The sequence below is a fragment of the Paraburkholderia sp. BL10I2N1 genome, from assembly GCF_004361815.1.
GTDB lineage: Bacteria > Pseudomonadota > Gammaproteobacteria > Burkholderiales > Burkholderiaceae > Paraburkholderia.
Genome location: NZ_SNWA01000001.1, coordinates 4646522 through 4660688, shown reverse-complemented (window position 1 = coordinate 4660688; position 14167 = coordinate 4646522). Strand labels below are relative to the sequence as shown.

Annotated in this window: 17 protein-coding genes; 9 read left to right on the top strand and 8 right to left on the bottom strand. The window is 61.0% G+C overall.

What is annotated here, in order from left to right:
• Positions 1–522 precede the first annotated feature (522 nt).
• Positions 523–1233, top strand: coding sequence for a lysophospholipid acyltransferase family protein (locus B0G77_RS21765; protein ID WP_133664235.1), 711 nt, complete (start codon positions 523–525; stop codon positions 1231–1233).
• A gap of 181 nt (positions 1234–1414) precedes the next feature.
• On the opposite strand, the gene B0G77_RS21760 is transcribed toward B0G77_RS21765, so the two are convergent.
• From B0G77_RS21760 to B0G77_RS21740, 5 genes are all read right to left on the bottom strand, one after another.
• Positions 1415–2431: a DnaJ C-terminal domain-containing protein gene (locus B0G77_RS21760; RefSeq protein WP_133663957.1), complete on the bottom strand. Its 1017-nt coding sequence runs from the start codon at positions 2429–2431 to the stop codon at positions 1415–1417.
• A gap of 278 nt (positions 2432–2709) precedes the next feature.
• Positions 2710–2988, bottom strand: a complete 279-nt coding sequence (locus tag B0G77_RS21755; RefSeq protein WP_133663956.1) for a hypothetical protein — start codon at positions 2986–2988, stop codon at positions 2710–2712.
• Positions 2989–3120: 132 nt separating this feature from the next.
• Complete coding sequence (locus B0G77_RS21750; RefSeq protein WP_133663955.1) at positions 3121–3354, bottom strand: hypothetical protein; 234 nt, start codon at positions 3352–3354, stop codon at positions 3121–3123.
• A 174-nt stretch (positions 3355–3528) separates the two neighbouring features.
• Positions 3529–3972 carry a response regulator gene (locus B0G77_RS21745; RefSeq protein WP_133663954.1) on the bottom strand — a complete coding sequence of 148 codons (444 nt, stop codon included), beginning with the start codon at positions 3970–3972 and terminating at the stop codon, positions 3529–3531.
• A 435-nt stretch (positions 3973–4407) separates the two neighbouring features.
• Positions 4408–4761, bottom strand: a complete 354-nt coding sequence (locus tag B0G77_RS21740; RefSeq protein WP_133663953.1) for a hypothetical protein — start codon at positions 4759–4761, stop codon at positions 4408–4410.
• Positions 4762–5461: 700 nt separating this feature from the next.
• On the opposite strand from B0G77_RS21740, the gene B0G77_RS21735 reads away from it, so the two are divergent.
• The 3 genes from B0G77_RS21735 to B0G77_RS21725 all read left to right on the top strand — a co-directional run bounded on the left by B0G77_RS21735 (position 5462) and on the right by B0G77_RS21725 (position 6522).
• Positions 5462–5677, top strand: coding sequence for a hypothetical protein (locus B0G77_RS21735; protein ID WP_133663952.1), 216 nt, complete (start codon positions 5462–5464; stop codon positions 5675–5677).
• Positions 5664–6056, top strand: a complete 393-nt coding sequence (locus B0G77_RS45295; RefSeq protein ID WP_133663951.1) for a DnaJ domain-containing protein — start codon at positions 5664–5666, stop codon at positions 6054–6056. Before B0G77_RS21735 ends, B0G77_RS45295 begins: the two co-directional genes overlap by 14 nt.
• A 148-nt stretch (positions 6057–6204) precedes the next feature.
• Positions 6205–6522 (top strand): P-II family nitrogen regulator, encoded by a 318-nt coding sequence (locus B0G77_RS21725; protein WP_133663950.1) that lies wholly within the window; start codon positions 6205–6207, stop codon positions 6520–6522.
• Between the two features lie 590 nt (positions 6523–7112).
• Here B0G77_RS21725 and B0G77_RS21715 read toward each other — a convergent pair.
• Positions 7113–7283 (bottom strand): cold shock domain-containing protein, encoded by a 171-nt coding sequence (locus tag B0G77_RS21715; protein WP_133664234.1) that lies wholly within the window; start codon positions 7281–7283, stop codon positions 7113–7115.
• A gap of 64 nt (positions 7284–7347) precedes the next feature.
• Between B0G77_RS21715 and B0G77_RS21710 the strand changes: the two genes are divergently transcribed.
• Positions 7348–8067, top strand: coding sequence for an H-NS family nucleoid-associated regulatory protein (locus B0G77_RS21710; protein ID WP_133663949.1), 720 nt, complete (start codon positions 7348–7350; stop codon positions 8065–8067).
• 64 nt (positions 8068–8131) lie between these two features.
• On the opposite strand, the gene B0G77_RS21705 is transcribed toward B0G77_RS21710, so the two are convergent.
• Entirely contained in the window at positions 8132–8770 is a 639-nt protein-coding gene (locus B0G77_RS21705; RefSeq protein ID WP_133663948.1) for a sel1 repeat family protein, read from the bottom strand.
• Positions 8771–9042: 272 nt separating this feature from the next.
• Between B0G77_RS21705 and B0G77_RS21700 the strand changes: the two genes are divergently transcribed.
• From B0G77_RS21700 to B0G77_RS21685, 4 genes are all read left to right on the top strand, one after another.
• A complete protein-coding gene (locus B0G77_RS21700; protein WP_133663947.1) occupies positions 9043–10128 on the top strand; it encodes a tyrosine-type recombinase/integrase in 1086 nt (361 codons plus the stop codon).
• Positions 10125–10553, top strand: a complete 429-nt coding sequence (locus B0G77_RS21695) for a TetR family transcriptional regulator (RefSeq protein ID WP_133663946.1) — start codon at positions 10125–10127, stop codon at positions 10551–10553. Before B0G77_RS21700 ends, B0G77_RS21695 begins: the two co-directional genes overlap by 4 nt.
• Before the next feature lie 245 nt (positions 10554–10798).
• A complete protein-coding gene (locus tag B0G77_RS21690) occupies positions 10799–11530 on the top strand; it encodes an alanyl-tRNA editing protein (RefSeq protein WP_133663945.1) in 732 nt (243 codons plus the stop codon).
• The gene (locus B0G77_RS21685; RefSeq protein ID WP_133663944.1) at positions 11527–12156 is read left to right on the top strand and encodes a DUF924 family protein; all 630 of its coding nucleotides are present in this window, start codon (positions 11527–11529) and stop codon (positions 12154–12156) included. Before B0G77_RS21690 ends, B0G77_RS21685 begins: the two co-directional genes overlap by 4 nt.
• A 39-nt stretch (positions 12157–12195) precedes the next feature.
• Here B0G77_RS21685 and B0G77_RS21680 read toward each other — a convergent pair whose 3' ends face one another.
• Positions 12196–14085, bottom strand: coding sequence for a glycosyl transferase (locus tag B0G77_RS21680; RefSeq protein ID WP_133663943.1), 1890 nt, complete (start codon positions 14083–14085; stop codon positions 12196–12198).
• Between the last annotated feature and the right edge of the window lie 82 nt (positions 14086–14167).

Below are 14167 nucleotides of genomic sequence, written 5' to 3'. Positions count from 1 at the left end.
ACGCTGCGGGCGGACAGAAGTATCAACAGGGCTGCGCCCGCCGCTAATTGTCGCATCTCGCTCTTCCTCGCTACTGGTGGATTCTATCTGCGCGGTTCAACGGGGTTTGTGTCCTGGACAACCTAAGTCGGTCTCCATGCAGGAGCGGCCGAAGTCACCGCTTGCCAAGAGAGGGGGAACTGCAAGCGTGCGACCAAGAGTCGCACGCGCCCTCCTGCTGAACACCGCTCTCTCGGGCCTAAGTTAAAACCCTATGGACGACGTGACCCCGACAGGCAGTACAGTGGGAATTCGGGCCGTTCGCATTCGCCTGACAGATGTATCGGTACGCCGTGAAGGCTGTTGAGCAAGTGTCGTGACGAACTGATGCCGATGCATCTCACGCCCTGGAACAGCGGGCCAGGATGGAAACCCTACTTCTTGTCGATGACGAATTGCCAGCGTGTGAAGGCATCGGGCGAGCAGGCGCAGTTGGTCGCCACCATAACCTCCCGCTGCCAGGCTCATTTCATTCGGGTCATCATGCGCTCCACGTTCGCCAAATGGCTGTTCATTGTCTACCTGCTCGGCAGCGGAACGCTGTACTCAGCGGGGATACTGTTGCTTTTTCCTTTCGTCGGGAGGAGCGGCCGCTACTGGCTTGCGGCGCAATGGTGCCGTGCATTGGTTGCCGTGATGCGCTGGCTGCCTGGCATCACATGTTCGGTGGACGGGCTCGAGCATCTTCCAGAAGAGCCATCAATAATCTTGTGCCGTCATGAATCGACCTGGGAGACGCTGGCGTTCCTCGCGGTGTTTCCACGACGCATCAGCTTTGTGTTCAAGGAAGACCTTCTGCGTATTCCGTTCTTCGGATGGGTGCTACGTGGCCTCGACATGGTCAGCCTGAATCGTGGCTCGGCGCGACAGGCCCATCAGGCAGTGACACAGGAGTGTGCCGAGCGGCTGCGTAAGGGTGACGTCGTGGTGATATTTCCGGAAGGAACCCGGGTGCCGCATGGCGCACCATTGAGATTGACGTCCGGCGGTGTTCGTCTGGCATGCGCGACCGGTGCGCCGGTCGTCCCTGTTGTCCACAACGCGGGAAAGGTTTGGCCGGCGAAGGGATGGCCTGACGGGCGGGGGCACATCCGAGTAGTTGTTGGCCCGGCATTTTCATCCGGAGACATGTCGCAACAGGAATTGAGCAGAGCCGTCCACGACTGGATGAAAGCAGAGTTGCTGCGGCTTTGATGGCCTCCGCCGGGTGGCTTCTCCAGATGCCGTTGTCAGGTGTGGGTCAGGGTCGGCGCCACCTGTCACACGCTGTGTTGCTTTCGCGGAGGCTCAGCACCATGCGTCCGAATAGCTGCAATCAATTCGGCGGCCGTAACCTCGTAGCGCCAACCGGACGAGCGTGCCACCGCTGGAACCCTCACTTGGCGGCAGCGGCGTTGAACATCGCCCGCAGTATTTCTTTGTGCTCGGGCCTCAACTTGCGAGCACTGGTGGGCAAATCGATAACGACCTTGAATTTGAGGTCACCGTTTTCTCCGGTCTTCGAATTCTTCAACCCCGCCTTTTCCATCGTGATGATTTTCCCCGCTCGGGTCATTGGCGGCACGGCGACCTTGACCTGCGCGCCGAATAACTCGACCGCAACCGTGCCGCCCAGCATGGCTGTGACACAGTCCACCGTAAGGTCCCGGCTCAGGGTAAGGCCGCGCAGCTTGTAGGTGCGATGCGCCTGAATCTTGATGCGGCAGAAAGCCGAACCCGGTGCGCCCCCGTTCAGACCAGGGCCTCCGGCGCCCTTAACACGCAGAACCGTGCCCTCCACGACACCCGGCGGGACGGTCACCCTTATCGTCTTCTTAGTCTTGACTACGCCCTTTCCGCTGCAGTTCGGACAGCGCGTCTCGTCGACCGCGCCGTAGCCACTGCACTTTCTGCAGTTGCGCCCATGGTCGTCTTTGCCGTCGCCGCCGCATGACGGACAGGCGAAATGACCGGCGAGCTTGCCGTTTCCGTGACAGGTCCCGCACGGCCGCGGTGCAAGCATCGCTACGTCCGCAGCGCCGCCGAAAATTACCGTTTCGAGCGGGACCGTCATCTTGCATTCGATATCCGCGCCTTGGACCGGCGTCGGTCCATGTCGCTTGTTCCATCGCGCCCGGACGGCCTCGTCAAAGGACGAGCCTGACGACGCACTGCCGGATGAGCTAGACCGGCGTGGCGAATTCTGGAGGTCGTAAAGCTCTCTTTTGCGCGGGTCGCCCAGCACGTCGTACGCGCTCCTGATTTGCTGGAACCGCGTTTTGGCGTCGTGCGGGTTGGCCGGGTTGCGGTCCGGGTGCCAGCGCATCGCCAATCGGCGGTACGCCTTCACGATATCGTCGGCAGACGCGGTGCTCGCAACGCCAAGGGTTTGATAATGCGTGTCTGAGTTCAACGTTTAACTGCCAATAACGGTCCCGCAGAGTATTCCGGCGCAATCGATTGCCCATTGTACTGAATGTCGCCAGCGGTTCTGGAAATCGCTCCCAGGGAACCCGACGCGCTCGTAAGCCGTTCGCTCGCTGGCGCGCCGTTTCTCAGTGCTGGAATCCGTAGTTGGGGGGCAATGCGGGCCGTTGCGCCGGCGACTCTGCGACGCAGGCTATCGGAGTTGGATATTCGCCACGTGTCGTGCGAAGCCAATGCAAGTCCGTATACGCGAGCGACTATCTTTCACAGGTTGTGTCGCTCGCCCGACAATTCTGCTCCGTAAGTACGAATCGCCGCTATCAAGTCTCGGACCGTAATCTCGGAGCGGATTTCGCGGTGGATACCCGCCTTCCGTTCGTCGAAATCAACCAGCACAAGTGCTTTACCATCTTCCGCTGCTCCCAAGCGCAAGACTCGAACGTCCTCGCCCGTCGCGACGTCGACCTCCGTCATTAACGTCATGGTGCCGGTGGCGCTGTTAATGCGGCTGAACGTCTCCTGGTACTTGGGGTTCGTCGACATGGTAATGGGCAGTACACGACTCTAGGTGGCAAACACCCTTCGAGCGCGTGCTGTGCGCAGTCGTGCGACTGCGTGCGGCGCAACGTCAAAGATGTGCGTAGAGCCGGGTGTGACAAGCGATGGTCGTCTTCCTCATGGATGCGGGTGAGGCACGCCCGACACCAGTACGTCAAACGCCTCCCGCGCCTCTTTCAGCTCCTGCATTGCGACTTCAAAGGCGACGAGCTCGAGCGTCGATGGCTGTCCATCTCCGTCCGCAGCGAAGCGCGGTTGAAGAGCGGCCAGTGCGGCTTGCACAGCACGAGCGGCGCTCACCACTCGCTCCAGCGCAAGTGCCTCATCAGATGGCTTCTTTCCTGTGGACATACGGCTCCTCGGAATAAGAGAACGCAACCGGAAGCGCGACGCCGGCCGCGCGTACCGTCCACGAACACGATAACAGTGCAACACTGTACCCCCGTTCGTTTCTGCATGACTCTACGCGTGATGGCCCCACGGCGACCTCGACCGTCGAAATTCACGAGGTCGCACTTGCAGGACTCATCTGCCTGTGACGGACTGGAGCACGGTGAGTAACCGAACCGGGGTGAGCGGTTTCAGGCAGTGGACATCAAAGCCGGCTTCGCGTGCCTGGATTATTTCCTCCGGAGAACTCCATGCGGTGAAGGCAACGAGTAGCATACCGCGCGTGAGCGTGCCTGCCCTGAGTTGCCGCGCGAGCTCGAACCCGGTTATGCCGGGCATCGCGATGTCAACTACGACGGCGAAGGGTAGCCACTGTTCGGCGATTGCATATGCAGTGCAGGCGTCGCTTGCGCTACGTACCTCAAACCCGTCTTGCTCCAGCAAGAGCTTCAGCGCATCTGCGCCAGCGGGATAGTCATCGACCACCAGCACGCGCGGATGCGCAATCGGCCCCAGCGCATCAACGGCGTGCAACATCACGAAGTCGTCGGTGCTGTCGGCAAAGATACGGTGGACCATCGATGCTGTCTCCAGGCCGAACGTATCCTGGCCCGTGTGGCACTTGCTTGCAGCAGGGCCTCGCTATCCGCGCCGCCACCGTCTGAGAGCGAGTCGAGTTTCACAGTATCACCCGAAAAAACACGGAGCAACTCAGCGAAACCACCAATTAGTCGGACAATCAGGTGACCACGGCATCATCCAGGGCGACAACGGCGGCTACGTCCTGCCGCAGCATGCCCGCGCTGAATATCCCAAGCCGAGTGGTTGGCTGCAGCAGGAACTGGGCGTGCCGTTTCGTGACTGCGGTCGACGAAGTCCGGGCAGTCCGGCGGCTCCGCACTAAAGAGCGCGTCGGAACAACGTTACAGGTAGGGTTGACGCACGCGCCGGATGCAGCGTCACGGTGAGTTGGTAAACACCGATTGTTCGCCGGTGCAAGTTTGCTTGAAAGTTTCAATCGGCCTTGAGCGTGCAGCCAGTCGTTCCAGGGGCGCTGCAAAGCGCAATCAGGTCGGCGGCGGTTCGGTGTACGACTAGCCAGGGCATGCCCGCATAACCGAGCAGCGGGCGTCGCACCCGGTATTCAAACACGTCAGGCCCAACGTGCTTGAACAGCACGAGGTCGGTCCGATGTCGCGACGCAAAATCCTTGCTCACCAGACCCATCTCCGCGGCGCGATACAACGAAAGCGACCTATCGAACGACGCCTGGAAGTTCAGATTTGAGAGCACACAGTAGGTGACCGCAATCACCAACGCGGGCTTTGCCACCAACAACCCGTACGCAAAGACCCTCTGGGTTCCCATTTCATTTCTGGGGGCGCCAGTGCGGTAATGTGTATGCGCCACTCCTTCCGCGTTTATCTCTTATTGACATCGGATGAATCATTTTGCGGCGGAGCAGTTTTGGAGCGTTTTGCCAGCGTGTGCAGGCACGTGGTGAGACGGCACAGGACGACGCCTCGCAGCCACGCTCAGCGTTCGCGCGACGGTGCTGTGGTCGTAGCGTCGACCTCAAAGTGCGCAGGGGACTGACCAGCTTGTGTTGCACGGAGCAGCGAGACAGACAGGCATCTCGCCCTCGCCATCCCACTGCTCGCCATTTGCATTGCGATAGCGGACGGTCGCAGGTGTGCCGAATTCAAGTCTGATTCGCTACCTAAGAGAAAAACTTCCGCTCGCGCGACGCTGCTCTTCGAGAATTCATGTTTGCTATGGCTTTTCGGGAGTCCGTTATCCGGGCGAGCCGCTGCCGCTTCGCGGCAGCGTGACGCGCGGTACCGTCGCTGCTTGGCCAAGGGATGTGGGAGGGGCGCGCGTGGCTCGTTATGAGGCGTGTGTCCTCCCTTACCACAGCCGCGCGTTCGGAGATTCCTGCGGGCGTCACCGTTCCGTCTCGTCGGGTATCGCGCAAAGTGCGTCGCAAATGGGTGACGCATTCGGAGGTGGCGGCTTATAATTTGACTTACTGGCCTGTCCGCCTCACTCGCTCAATCTGGTTCCCAAATTGTCGCTGCACGCCAGTCGGGGCAAGTTGCCGGACACGGACCTGGTCCGGGTCTCCGCGACGCGGCTCTCGGGCGATGTAGAAGACGCGCTCTTCCGTCAGCTCGTGGTGATGGTCGACGACCTGATGGACATCGAGAACAACGAGGCCGAGCTGGGGCGCCTGGGCGAGTTGCGCGAAGCCCTGACCCGGGAGGTTTCGCGTGGTTTCCTTTAGGTTCTGGGTGCTCGTCATCTGTTTGCTGCTCGGCTACTGGGTGGTGTCCAAGCTCATCGAAAAAGGCAAGGCTGCGGAGCGACGCTCGAGAGCCGGCCCGACAAGCGGAGCGCAGAACAACGAGTCCGCGAAGAGCGCGGGGTCTTCGGAAAACGAATCCTCCACGCGAGGAGACCCGGCCTGGTACGAGGTGCTCGAAGTCCGACAGGATGCGAGCGTCGTTGAAATCAAGACAGCGTATCGCCGGCTCATGTCGCAGTACCATCCTGACAAGGTCTCGTCGCTCGGCAAGGAACTGCGCGAGCTCGCTGAGGCCAAGTCCAAGGAACTCACGCATGCCTATCGACGCGCGATGCAGTTGCGCGGCGAAGCTCTCTAGGTTCGAGCGACGCTCTGCCAGGCGAGCGGACGGGCACGACGGCCGCCAGTCGAGGATACAGCTAAAGAAATAGCCTGGTACAAAGTGGGCGCCGAAGGGATAGCAGCGCATGACGTCCTTCCATCAGGGAGTCAACGAGGAGCTAGACATGGAACTTAAATGTGTTGTGGCGGTTGTCCGGCCGGAGGTTCTGCAAACTCTGGAAAAGAGGCTCGCCGCTATTGATATCCACGGCATAACCGTCAGCAAGGTAAAAGGGTTCGGCGCGCATCCAAACCTGTTTGCCGATGATTGGACGACCGAGCACCTCAAAATCGAAATTTTCGCTCAGGCATCGGACGTTGAAACCCTCGTAAGAGCAATCATGGATATCGCGCACGTCGGGCCGGTCGGAGACGGCATAGTCGCGATTATTCCCGTCGAAAGGTTTTTCCGCGTCCGCACGCAGTCTGAGGCAATACCTTGACCTGACGGCTCACGCCGATGGTCCTGAGTGCGGTCGCCTCGCCCTGGCAGGAGAGGCCGAAAAAAACAACGGTGCAGACTGGGTCCGTGCGTTGCTCGGTGAAATGAGCCGGTCTTTTCGCCGGCCATTCCATCAGAGCCATTAAATGGACACGAACAGCATCAACCTTGCATCTCGGCCTGCGACGCATGAGCGACGGCTTGCGACCACTGCGTCGATTCCCGTTTGTGAGTGAAACATGCGACCGAAATGGCCGAACGCATAAAACTCGGTGTCGATTGCGCGGTGGTCTGCCGAGTTGCATCCGGTGCCATGGTGTGCAGCAGCCGGCACGCGACGGGCTATCTGCGCCTTGTGCGCGCAGGTGTGCGATGCGTGCGCGGCAGAATGCGAGGAGCATCAGGAGGGGCATTGCAACGCTGTACAGAAGCGTGTCGCAAGTTTCCAGCGAATGGCTAGCAAAACCACAAAGCCTGGCGGCAGAAAAATTCCGTCAGTCGGCATCCATGCTCTCATAGCTGAGCGCCCGCGCAAAAGGCGAAAATGCCCGGCGAACCGGGCATTCGACACCGCAAAGGATGAACTGGCCGTTAGACCGGCTTAATGTTTGCAGCCTGCTTGCCCTTCGCTCCCTGCTTCACTTCGAAGCTGACCTTCTGGTTTTCGTGCAGAGACTTGAAGCCCTCCGCTTTGATTTCCGAGAAGTGTGCGAACAGGTCCTCACCACCGCCGTCCGGGGTGATATCTATTCGGCCATCCAGCTATAAGTAGCGCGCTGCATCTCGCGCATGGCATAGTGCGGGCTTCTCAACCACGGAGGCGGGAATGACCACCCTGGAATCCTTGCAAGCAAAAATCCAAAAATTGCAGTCTCAAGCAGACGCACTCATCGCGAAAAAGTCCAGCGGCGTAATTGAAAAGATTCGTGAGTTGATGTCAACGCACGGCCTGACGACCGCTGATATCGATGCGCACGCTGGTGGCAAGAAACGTGGACCGAAGCCGGGTGCGAAATCTGCTGTTGTCGGGAAGGCTTCCATAGCGAAATATCAGGACCCGAAGACAGGGGCTACATGGTCCGGACACGGACGCGCTCCGGGTTGGATTGCGAACGCGAAAGACCGCAGCAAATTCCTGATTGAGGGTAGTGCCGATGCAGTCGTCGCTGCAGGCGTGGCAAGTGCGAAGAAGGCCAAGACTGCGGGCAAGAAGGTCTCGTCGTCAGTCAGCGCCGCTGCTGGCACGGGTCAGCCGAAAGGTCCGCAGCCGGCTAAGTATCGCGACGCGAAGTCCGGTGCGACTTGGAGCGGGCGCGGTCCGGCTCCGGCGTGGCTAGCCGGTGCGAAAGACCGGGCAAAGTTTCTGATTGCTAGCGTTAGCGGAGATGCAGATTCTGGCGCTGCGAGCAAGCCGAAAGTCGTCGCGAAGAAACCCGCGACAAAGGCGGCGGTAGCGAAGAAGGCACCGGCGAAGAACCTGGTTGGCGCCAAAAAGGTGGGCACGACGACGAATGTCGCGGCTGCCCCGGAAGCTGCGGCTGCTTAATCGACCGTGTAAGCGAGCACACAGAGCTCGCTTTTTTTGCGTCGGCACGCGCGATTGGCGTGGTTTACCTCGAACGGGTCCGCAATGCGTCCAGGCGGGCGGCGCATTTTGCGTTCGAACCACCACGCTTGTAGGCCTGTGCCGCCTTTGTGCTGTCGGGGACGACGTCGCCGGGAGCACTCGTACCCCAGCGTCCCTCCCAATACAAGCCCAAGTTATACGCGGCCGACCGGTGTCCAAGCTCCAAGGCCGTGGCATACATGTCCTTGGCCATCTCAAGGTTGGCGTCCATGCCACGACCAAGCCTCGCGCTGTCCGCAAGAGCCGCTGCCGCCATGCCGCGAAGCGGGTCGCTCGCCATGTCGTCCTTCAGGACATCGCCCAGAATGACGTGTCCGCCCTCGAAATCGGCAGGCCCACCTGTCTCCGTGACAAGAGACAGTGCAAGGGCGACCCGGAGCGACGGGTGCCGGTCAGGGCCAACCCGTTCAAGAAGGCGCCGGCCGAGATAGGGTGCGCCCGGCAACGGGCTTGTGAGCAGGCCATTCGCAATGGCCGCGATTGATTCAAGTGAAAGAAATCCAACCTTGTTCGCTGACACAACGTGCCGGAAGAACTTTTCTATGTCGAGTGCCGGGTCGCTCTGGCGAAGTTGTGCCCACTCACGTTCAATTTGGCCCAACCAGCTGGAATCTACAGACATCAGATTTCGCGTCCTGTGGTGAGTGATGCGCACAATGATACCTCACCGCTACTGCTGTCCGATGCCCCAAGCCGGGCGGGGCTGTGTTCGCTATAGCTCAAGTCGGTGACTGCCGCTCTGCCCGAGCAAGGTTCTCATTGATTTTTCCGTCGCGGCTCTGCTGGCTTCCACTACGCCGAAGGCCTAGCGTTTTCGGCAGGGACCTTTTTCGGAACTCACCGGCATCAACTCGATGCGCAATACTCGCACATGGTAGGTCCCACCACTGGCGAATGCGCAACAGCGAAAGTACGGGCATCACACGTGATTGCTGGCGAAGCGAAGTACGGAATGGAACTACCTTCCACTGGGTCCATACCTACGAAATCAAGACCGGCAAGGGCGCAGTGGAATTCTTGGTTCCACCGGAAGCGTTACGAGCACTCGCTTTCTTGCAGCGTTACGCCGAGCCGCTGCAGGCTCGTTTGGCGGACGAGGCTCGTTGGCTTGAGGTTCAACTGCGTCAAAGCGTAAATGAAGACGGCCTTCTGGAGAGCGGCATGACCGTCGCCGAGGCGGTCGCGCGGCTCAATGACATCCGCGAGGGTGGTCAGCATCTGTTCCTGGCTCTGGATAAGCGTCACTCCGACCATCTCGGGAGTGGCTCGCGTGTACAAATAATGAGTATGGAGGCCTGCAACGCTCAGCTCAAAGCCTTGGCCAGCGCCGCTGGTACGGACTGGGCCTTGGCTAACCACCAGTGCCGGCGCACGTTTGCCTACAACGTGGCCAACTCGCGTCTAGGGCGCATGGGATTGGTGTTTCTTAAGTGGCAGCTCAAGCACGCGTCAATGTCGTGGACCCAGCTCTACGCATCTAACCCTTACCAAGACCTCGCTCTGTATCGAGAGTTGGAGGATGAGCAAACTGAGGCCCGCGTCGAGTTGATGGAAGGCTGGATGCAGTCGGACGCGCCATTGAGTGGTGGGGCCGGCAGGCGGCTAATACAAACCCGGGCTACGCCTGTCCGAAACATAAGAGACCTCCTTCTTCATACTGCCGAGGCCGTGGAAATACGAAGTACCGGCCATGCTTGGTGCCTCAGCGGTACCCGAGTTTGCAACGGGCAAGGCGTCTATGAGCCGGCGAATTGCGCCGGTTGCTCTCAGGCCGTCATCGACAGCGACCAGGCTTCCACCTGGCAAGCGATTCATCTTCAAAACCTACGGTTAGCGGCCATTACCGACTGCGGGCCAGCCGTCATTCAGAAGGCCCAGCGTGCAATACGACGCTCCCAGGAGGTACTCAATGACCTGCGCGTTCCTCTGCCTTCCGGAGACCAGGCGGCGGCTTATGACGAGACGGGAACAATCTCATGAAGACAGGTGCTACTGCCGCGCTGCGCCAGCCACGACCACGGGACAGGAAGAATACGCAAAACGAACTGCAGCTTGCAATTCTGCGGGTCAAGAACAAGGGCATGAAAATAAGCATTACAGCGGTGGCCGCTGAGGCCGGCGTGACGCCAAGCCTTATTCATAATACTTATCCGGACGTCGCTGAAGAGATTCGAGCGGCGATGGGCCGTGGCACCCGCCAGCAACGCGATGCCATGGCAACCGAGCTGGCAGAAGCGCGCATCGCACTTAAGGATGTACGAGGGAAGCTTTGCGCAGCGAAAGATGACATTGCTAAACTGGCGTCGATTCACGAAACGCTAAGGGACGAGATAGTCTTTCTCCGAGGGCAATTAGCCGGTAATGTCCGCGTTTTGCCTAATCGAAAGGGTAGGCAAAAACGATAAAGTTTGTTAGTCGTGGAAATGTCTTCTAAAAACAGGACCTTAGGTGTTACTAACAGTGAGTAGTATTCAGAAGGGCTGGATGCGCAACCGGCCGGGCTGATGTCAGGAAGCGTCTCGTAACGGTAAAAGCGGCCTGGAAAAGCGGCCAGTACAGTCCGGCTATCCTTGGCCATCTGGCTGACTTTCTACGCTGTGGGCTGCCCGGCATAATGGCTCTTTTGGCGGACAGTACAAGAGGACTCCCCATGAAGACGCGCGCCCTGTTTCGCGACGACGCCTACCTCACGCACTGCGAGGCCGCGATTACCGCAGTGGACGAGCAGGGCATCCATCTCGATCAGACCGTGTTCTATCCGCTCGGCGGCGGCCAGGCGGGGGATGCGGGCGCCCTGATCCTGGCGGACGGCACACGCATTGCGATTGCGGACACCCGCAAGGCGAAATTCGAAGGCGCGACGCCCGACGACGCCGTGCATGTTCCCGCGCCAGGCCAGGAGACGCTGCTGGCGCGGCTTGGGGCTGGCGAGCGCGTGCGGGCGGAAATCGATTGGGAACGCCGATACCGGCACATGCGGTTGCATACGGCGAGCCACCTGATCTGCGCGGTGCTGCCTTACCCGGTGGACGGCTGCAGCATCACCACCGACTACGCGCGGCTAGATCTTGCGACAGTCGAGCCGATCGAACGCGAGGTGGTCGAAGCGCGGCTCGCCGAACTGGTCGGCGCGGGGCACAGCGTCTCGACCCAATGGATCACCGACGAAGAGATGGAGCAGCGTCCCGAACTCGTTCGCACGATGAGCGTGAAGCCGCCGATGGGGCTCGGACGTGTGCGGCTGTTGCGCATCGAAAACGTCGATCTGCAGCCGTGCGGCGGCACGCACGTGCGCAACACACGGGAAATCGGTGCGTTGCGCGTCGCGAAACTGGAAAAGAAAAGTGCGCGCACGCGCCGGCTCGTGCTGGAGTTCGCATGAGCGAATCGAACGCCCGTGAGGCGTTATCCGCGGACTACGCCGCGCTCGATCCCCGCGCGCGGGATGTACTGGATTGCTGGTTCGGCGCACCAGGTACGGCGGATTTCGGCGTGGAGCGCAAAAGCTGGTTCAAACGCGACGACGCGTTCGACACGATGCTTCGCCAGCGTTTCGGTGCCTTGATCGACGAAGCGCTGCAAGGCGAGCTTGACGGCTGGACGCGGACACCGCTCGGTGCGCTGGCACTCGTCATCGTGCTGGACCAGTTTTCGCGCAACTGCCATCGGGGCACGGCCCGGGCGTTTTCCGCCGACGCGAAGGCGCTGCTCATCGCGCAGCAGATGGTCGCGAGCGGCGCGGATCGTCAACTGCCCGGCGCCCATCACCGGGCATTCGCCTACCTGCCTTTCGAGCACGACGAAACTCTGAAGAGCCAGCGCGAATCGGTGCGTCTGTTCGATGCGCTGGAGGACGAGGCGCCCGGGGCGGGCTATGCCGGCTTCGCTACCCGGCACGCGAAGATCATCGAGCGGTTTGGGCGTTTTCCCCATCGCAATGCACCGCTCGGCCGCCCGTCCACGGTGCAAGAGATGGCGTTTCTACGCGAGCCAGGCTCGTCGTTCTGATTACCCGTCGCGACAGGACGCGATGCCAGTCTCGAACCCTCAGTCCTGCGGCGTCTTTGCGGGCGGGATGCGCACGAAGACGCGCAGCAGTTCGTCGTCGTCGCCGGGGCGCGCGCCTGACCAGTATGGCTGCCAGTTGCCGCGCGGCACGGACGCATCGCCAGGATAGCTTTGCACGATGAGCCACGTGCATTGCGTCTTCTCGGTGTCGCTGGTCGGCATGTGCTGCACGCCGGTGAAGTAGTACAGCATCGGCGCTTCGGATTCGCCTAGTCCGACGCTCGCCATGCAGTCACCGTCGTTCCACTCGGTGTCGAGACGCGTACCCAGATTTTCGAAGACCTCCCGGTAGCTCTTGGCCTCGTCGATCCACGGCAACAGCAACGTACTGATCAGCCCCCACGCGAGGATCGCACCCAGACACCAGCTCAGCGCGCCGCGCCACTTGCCTGCGTGCCTGAGAGCGGGCAACAGCCATAGCCAGCCGGCCGTCAACAGCAGCGCCGAACCGATCAGCACCGGCCTCGCGGGCATCACCCAGTCGAGTGGCAGCCAGCGGCCGAGCAGACGGAGAATCGAATGGGATTCGACCGGGCCCGTCATGGTTGACCAGACGATCCAAACGAGCATCGCGAAGCTGCCGAACAATACGCGGTTCGTCATATCCCAGATGGAATGCAGGCGCTGCGGCAGGCGTTCGACACCCAGCATCGCGAGGAGCGCGAGGGGCGCGATGAAGGGCAGGATGTACAGTTCGCGCGCGGTTGCCGACATCTGCAGCACGACGATGCCGATGCCCGCGAAGATCGTCGGCAGCGCGACGCGCGGATCGAGCCAGCGCCGCCAGCCGCTGCCTGGGAGTGAGACCAGTGCAATCAGTGCAAGCGGACCAACCGGGAAGCCGACGGTCAGAAATGCGCGCAGCACAAAAAAATGTTTGTCGTTTTCCGAGCCGAGATAGGGTACCGAGAAGCCGAAGAAGCGGCCCACGTTGTTGTCCCAGAACCAGACCTTGAACAACTCTGGCGAGCGCAGATAGAAGCAGATTGGCCAGATCAGCGCAAACGGCGCCAGCACAAGCGCGGCGAGCGCAAGCGAACGCGCGAAGCTGCGGCTGCGGCAGGCGGGATACAGCACCATCACCGCTACGGTGGTCGCCCCGAACACGAGCGGCACGAACAGGCCTTTGGCCAGCAGCGCGATGCCGACGCCCACACCCGTCATCCACACAGGATTGTTCGCGAGGAAGCGTGGCGCGTCGATAGCCGATTCGCGGACGTGCGCGAGCACGAGTTCGAAGAGTCCGCAGAACGCCAGCGTCGTGCCGGCCATCAGCGCGACGTCGGTCATCATGTCGTGCGAATGCTTGATCACGACGAGGCTGCTTGCGAACAGGGCGACGCTACCGATCACGCGCAGGTCGAGCCAGCGGGTGGCGCTTGTCGCCGTGCGCGCAAGACGCGCGGTATAGAACAGCGCCATGCCGGCAAAGAGGGCGCTCGCAAGGCGCGCAGCGTCGTGCAGTGGCAGGTAACGTCCGAACATCCACGCGAGGCCGGCAGCGACCCAGTCATAGATCGGCGGCTTCTCGACGAACGGCTGGCCGGCATTGGTCGGCACGACCAGATCACCCGTCTGGAGCATGTGCTGGATGATGCCGAACGTGTAGGTTTCGTCCTGCTTCCAGGGATCGTGCCCGAGTGTCCCGGGCAGCAGCCACGCGCAAAGTACGGCGAGCGCCACGATCCATATAATGGGGCGTGACCACGCGAACGCGTCTGTCCGCGGTGCGTGGGCGGCGGGAGCAAGCGGTGCGGCGGCTGCGCCTTCGGAGAGGACTGCGGAACCTGCGGCGCTGGCACGTGCCCCTATAGTGGCAGTGGCGATTGTTCCCCGGCGCAATGCCTGGGGACGATCTGGTTGATTCATGTCAAAAAAGCTCTGGTCTTGAGCCGCGACGCTGTGGTGCGCGATCTGTTCTGGTTGTCGGGCGCAGCACGCTGTCCTGCTT

Coding starts and splice junctions, on each gene's coding strand:
- B0G77_RS21765 (WP_133664235.1), top strand. CDS start 523: ATGCGCTCCACGTTCGCCAAATGGCTGTTCATTGTCTACCTGCTCGGC.
- B0G77_RS21755 (WP_133663956.1), bottom strand. CDS start 2,988: ATGTCGACGAACCCCAAGTACCAGGAGACGTTCAGCCGCATTAACAGC.
- B0G77_RS21750 (WP_133663955.1), bottom strand. CDS start 3,354: ATGTCCACAGGAAAGAAGCCATCTGATGAGGCACTTGCGCTGGAGCGA.
- B0G77_RS21745 (WP_133663954.1), bottom strand. CDS start 3,972: ATGGTCCACCGTATCTTTGCCGACAGCACCGACGACTTCGTGATGTTG.
- B0G77_RS21740 (WP_133663953.1), bottom strand. CDS start 4,761: ATGGGAACCCAGAGGGTCTTTGCGTACGGGTTGTTGGTGGCAAAGCCC.
- B0G77_RS21725 (WP_133663950.1), top strand. CDS start 6,205: ATGGAACTTAAATGTGTTGTGGCGGTTGTCCGGCCGGAGGTTCTGCAA.
- B0G77_RS21710 (WP_133663949.1), top strand. CDS start 7,348: ATGACCACCCTGGAATCCTTGCAAGCAAAAATCCAAAAATTGCAGTCT.
- B0G77_RS21705 (WP_133663948.1), bottom strand. CDS start 8,770: ATGTCTGTAGATTCCAGCTGGTTGGGCCAAATTGAACGTGAGTGGGCA.
- B0G77_RS21700 (WP_133663947.1), top strand. CDS start 9,043: ATGCGCAACAGCGAAAGTACGGGCATCACACGTGATTGCTGGCGAAGC.
- B0G77_RS21695 (WP_133663946.1), top strand. CDS start 10,125: ATGAAGACAGGTGCTACTGCCGCGCTGCGCCAGCCACGACCACGGGAC.
- B0G77_RS21690 (WP_133663945.1), top strand. CDS start 10,799: ATGAAGACGCGCGCCCTGTTTCGCGACGACGCCTACCTCACGCACTGC.
- B0G77_RS21685 (WP_133663944.1), top strand. CDS start 11,527: ATGAGCGAATCGAACGCCCGTGAGGCGTTATCCGCGGACTACGCCGCG.
- B0G77_RS21680 (WP_133663943.1), bottom strand. CDS start 14,085: ATGAATCAACCAGATCGTCCCCAGGCATTGCGCCGGGGAACAATCGCC.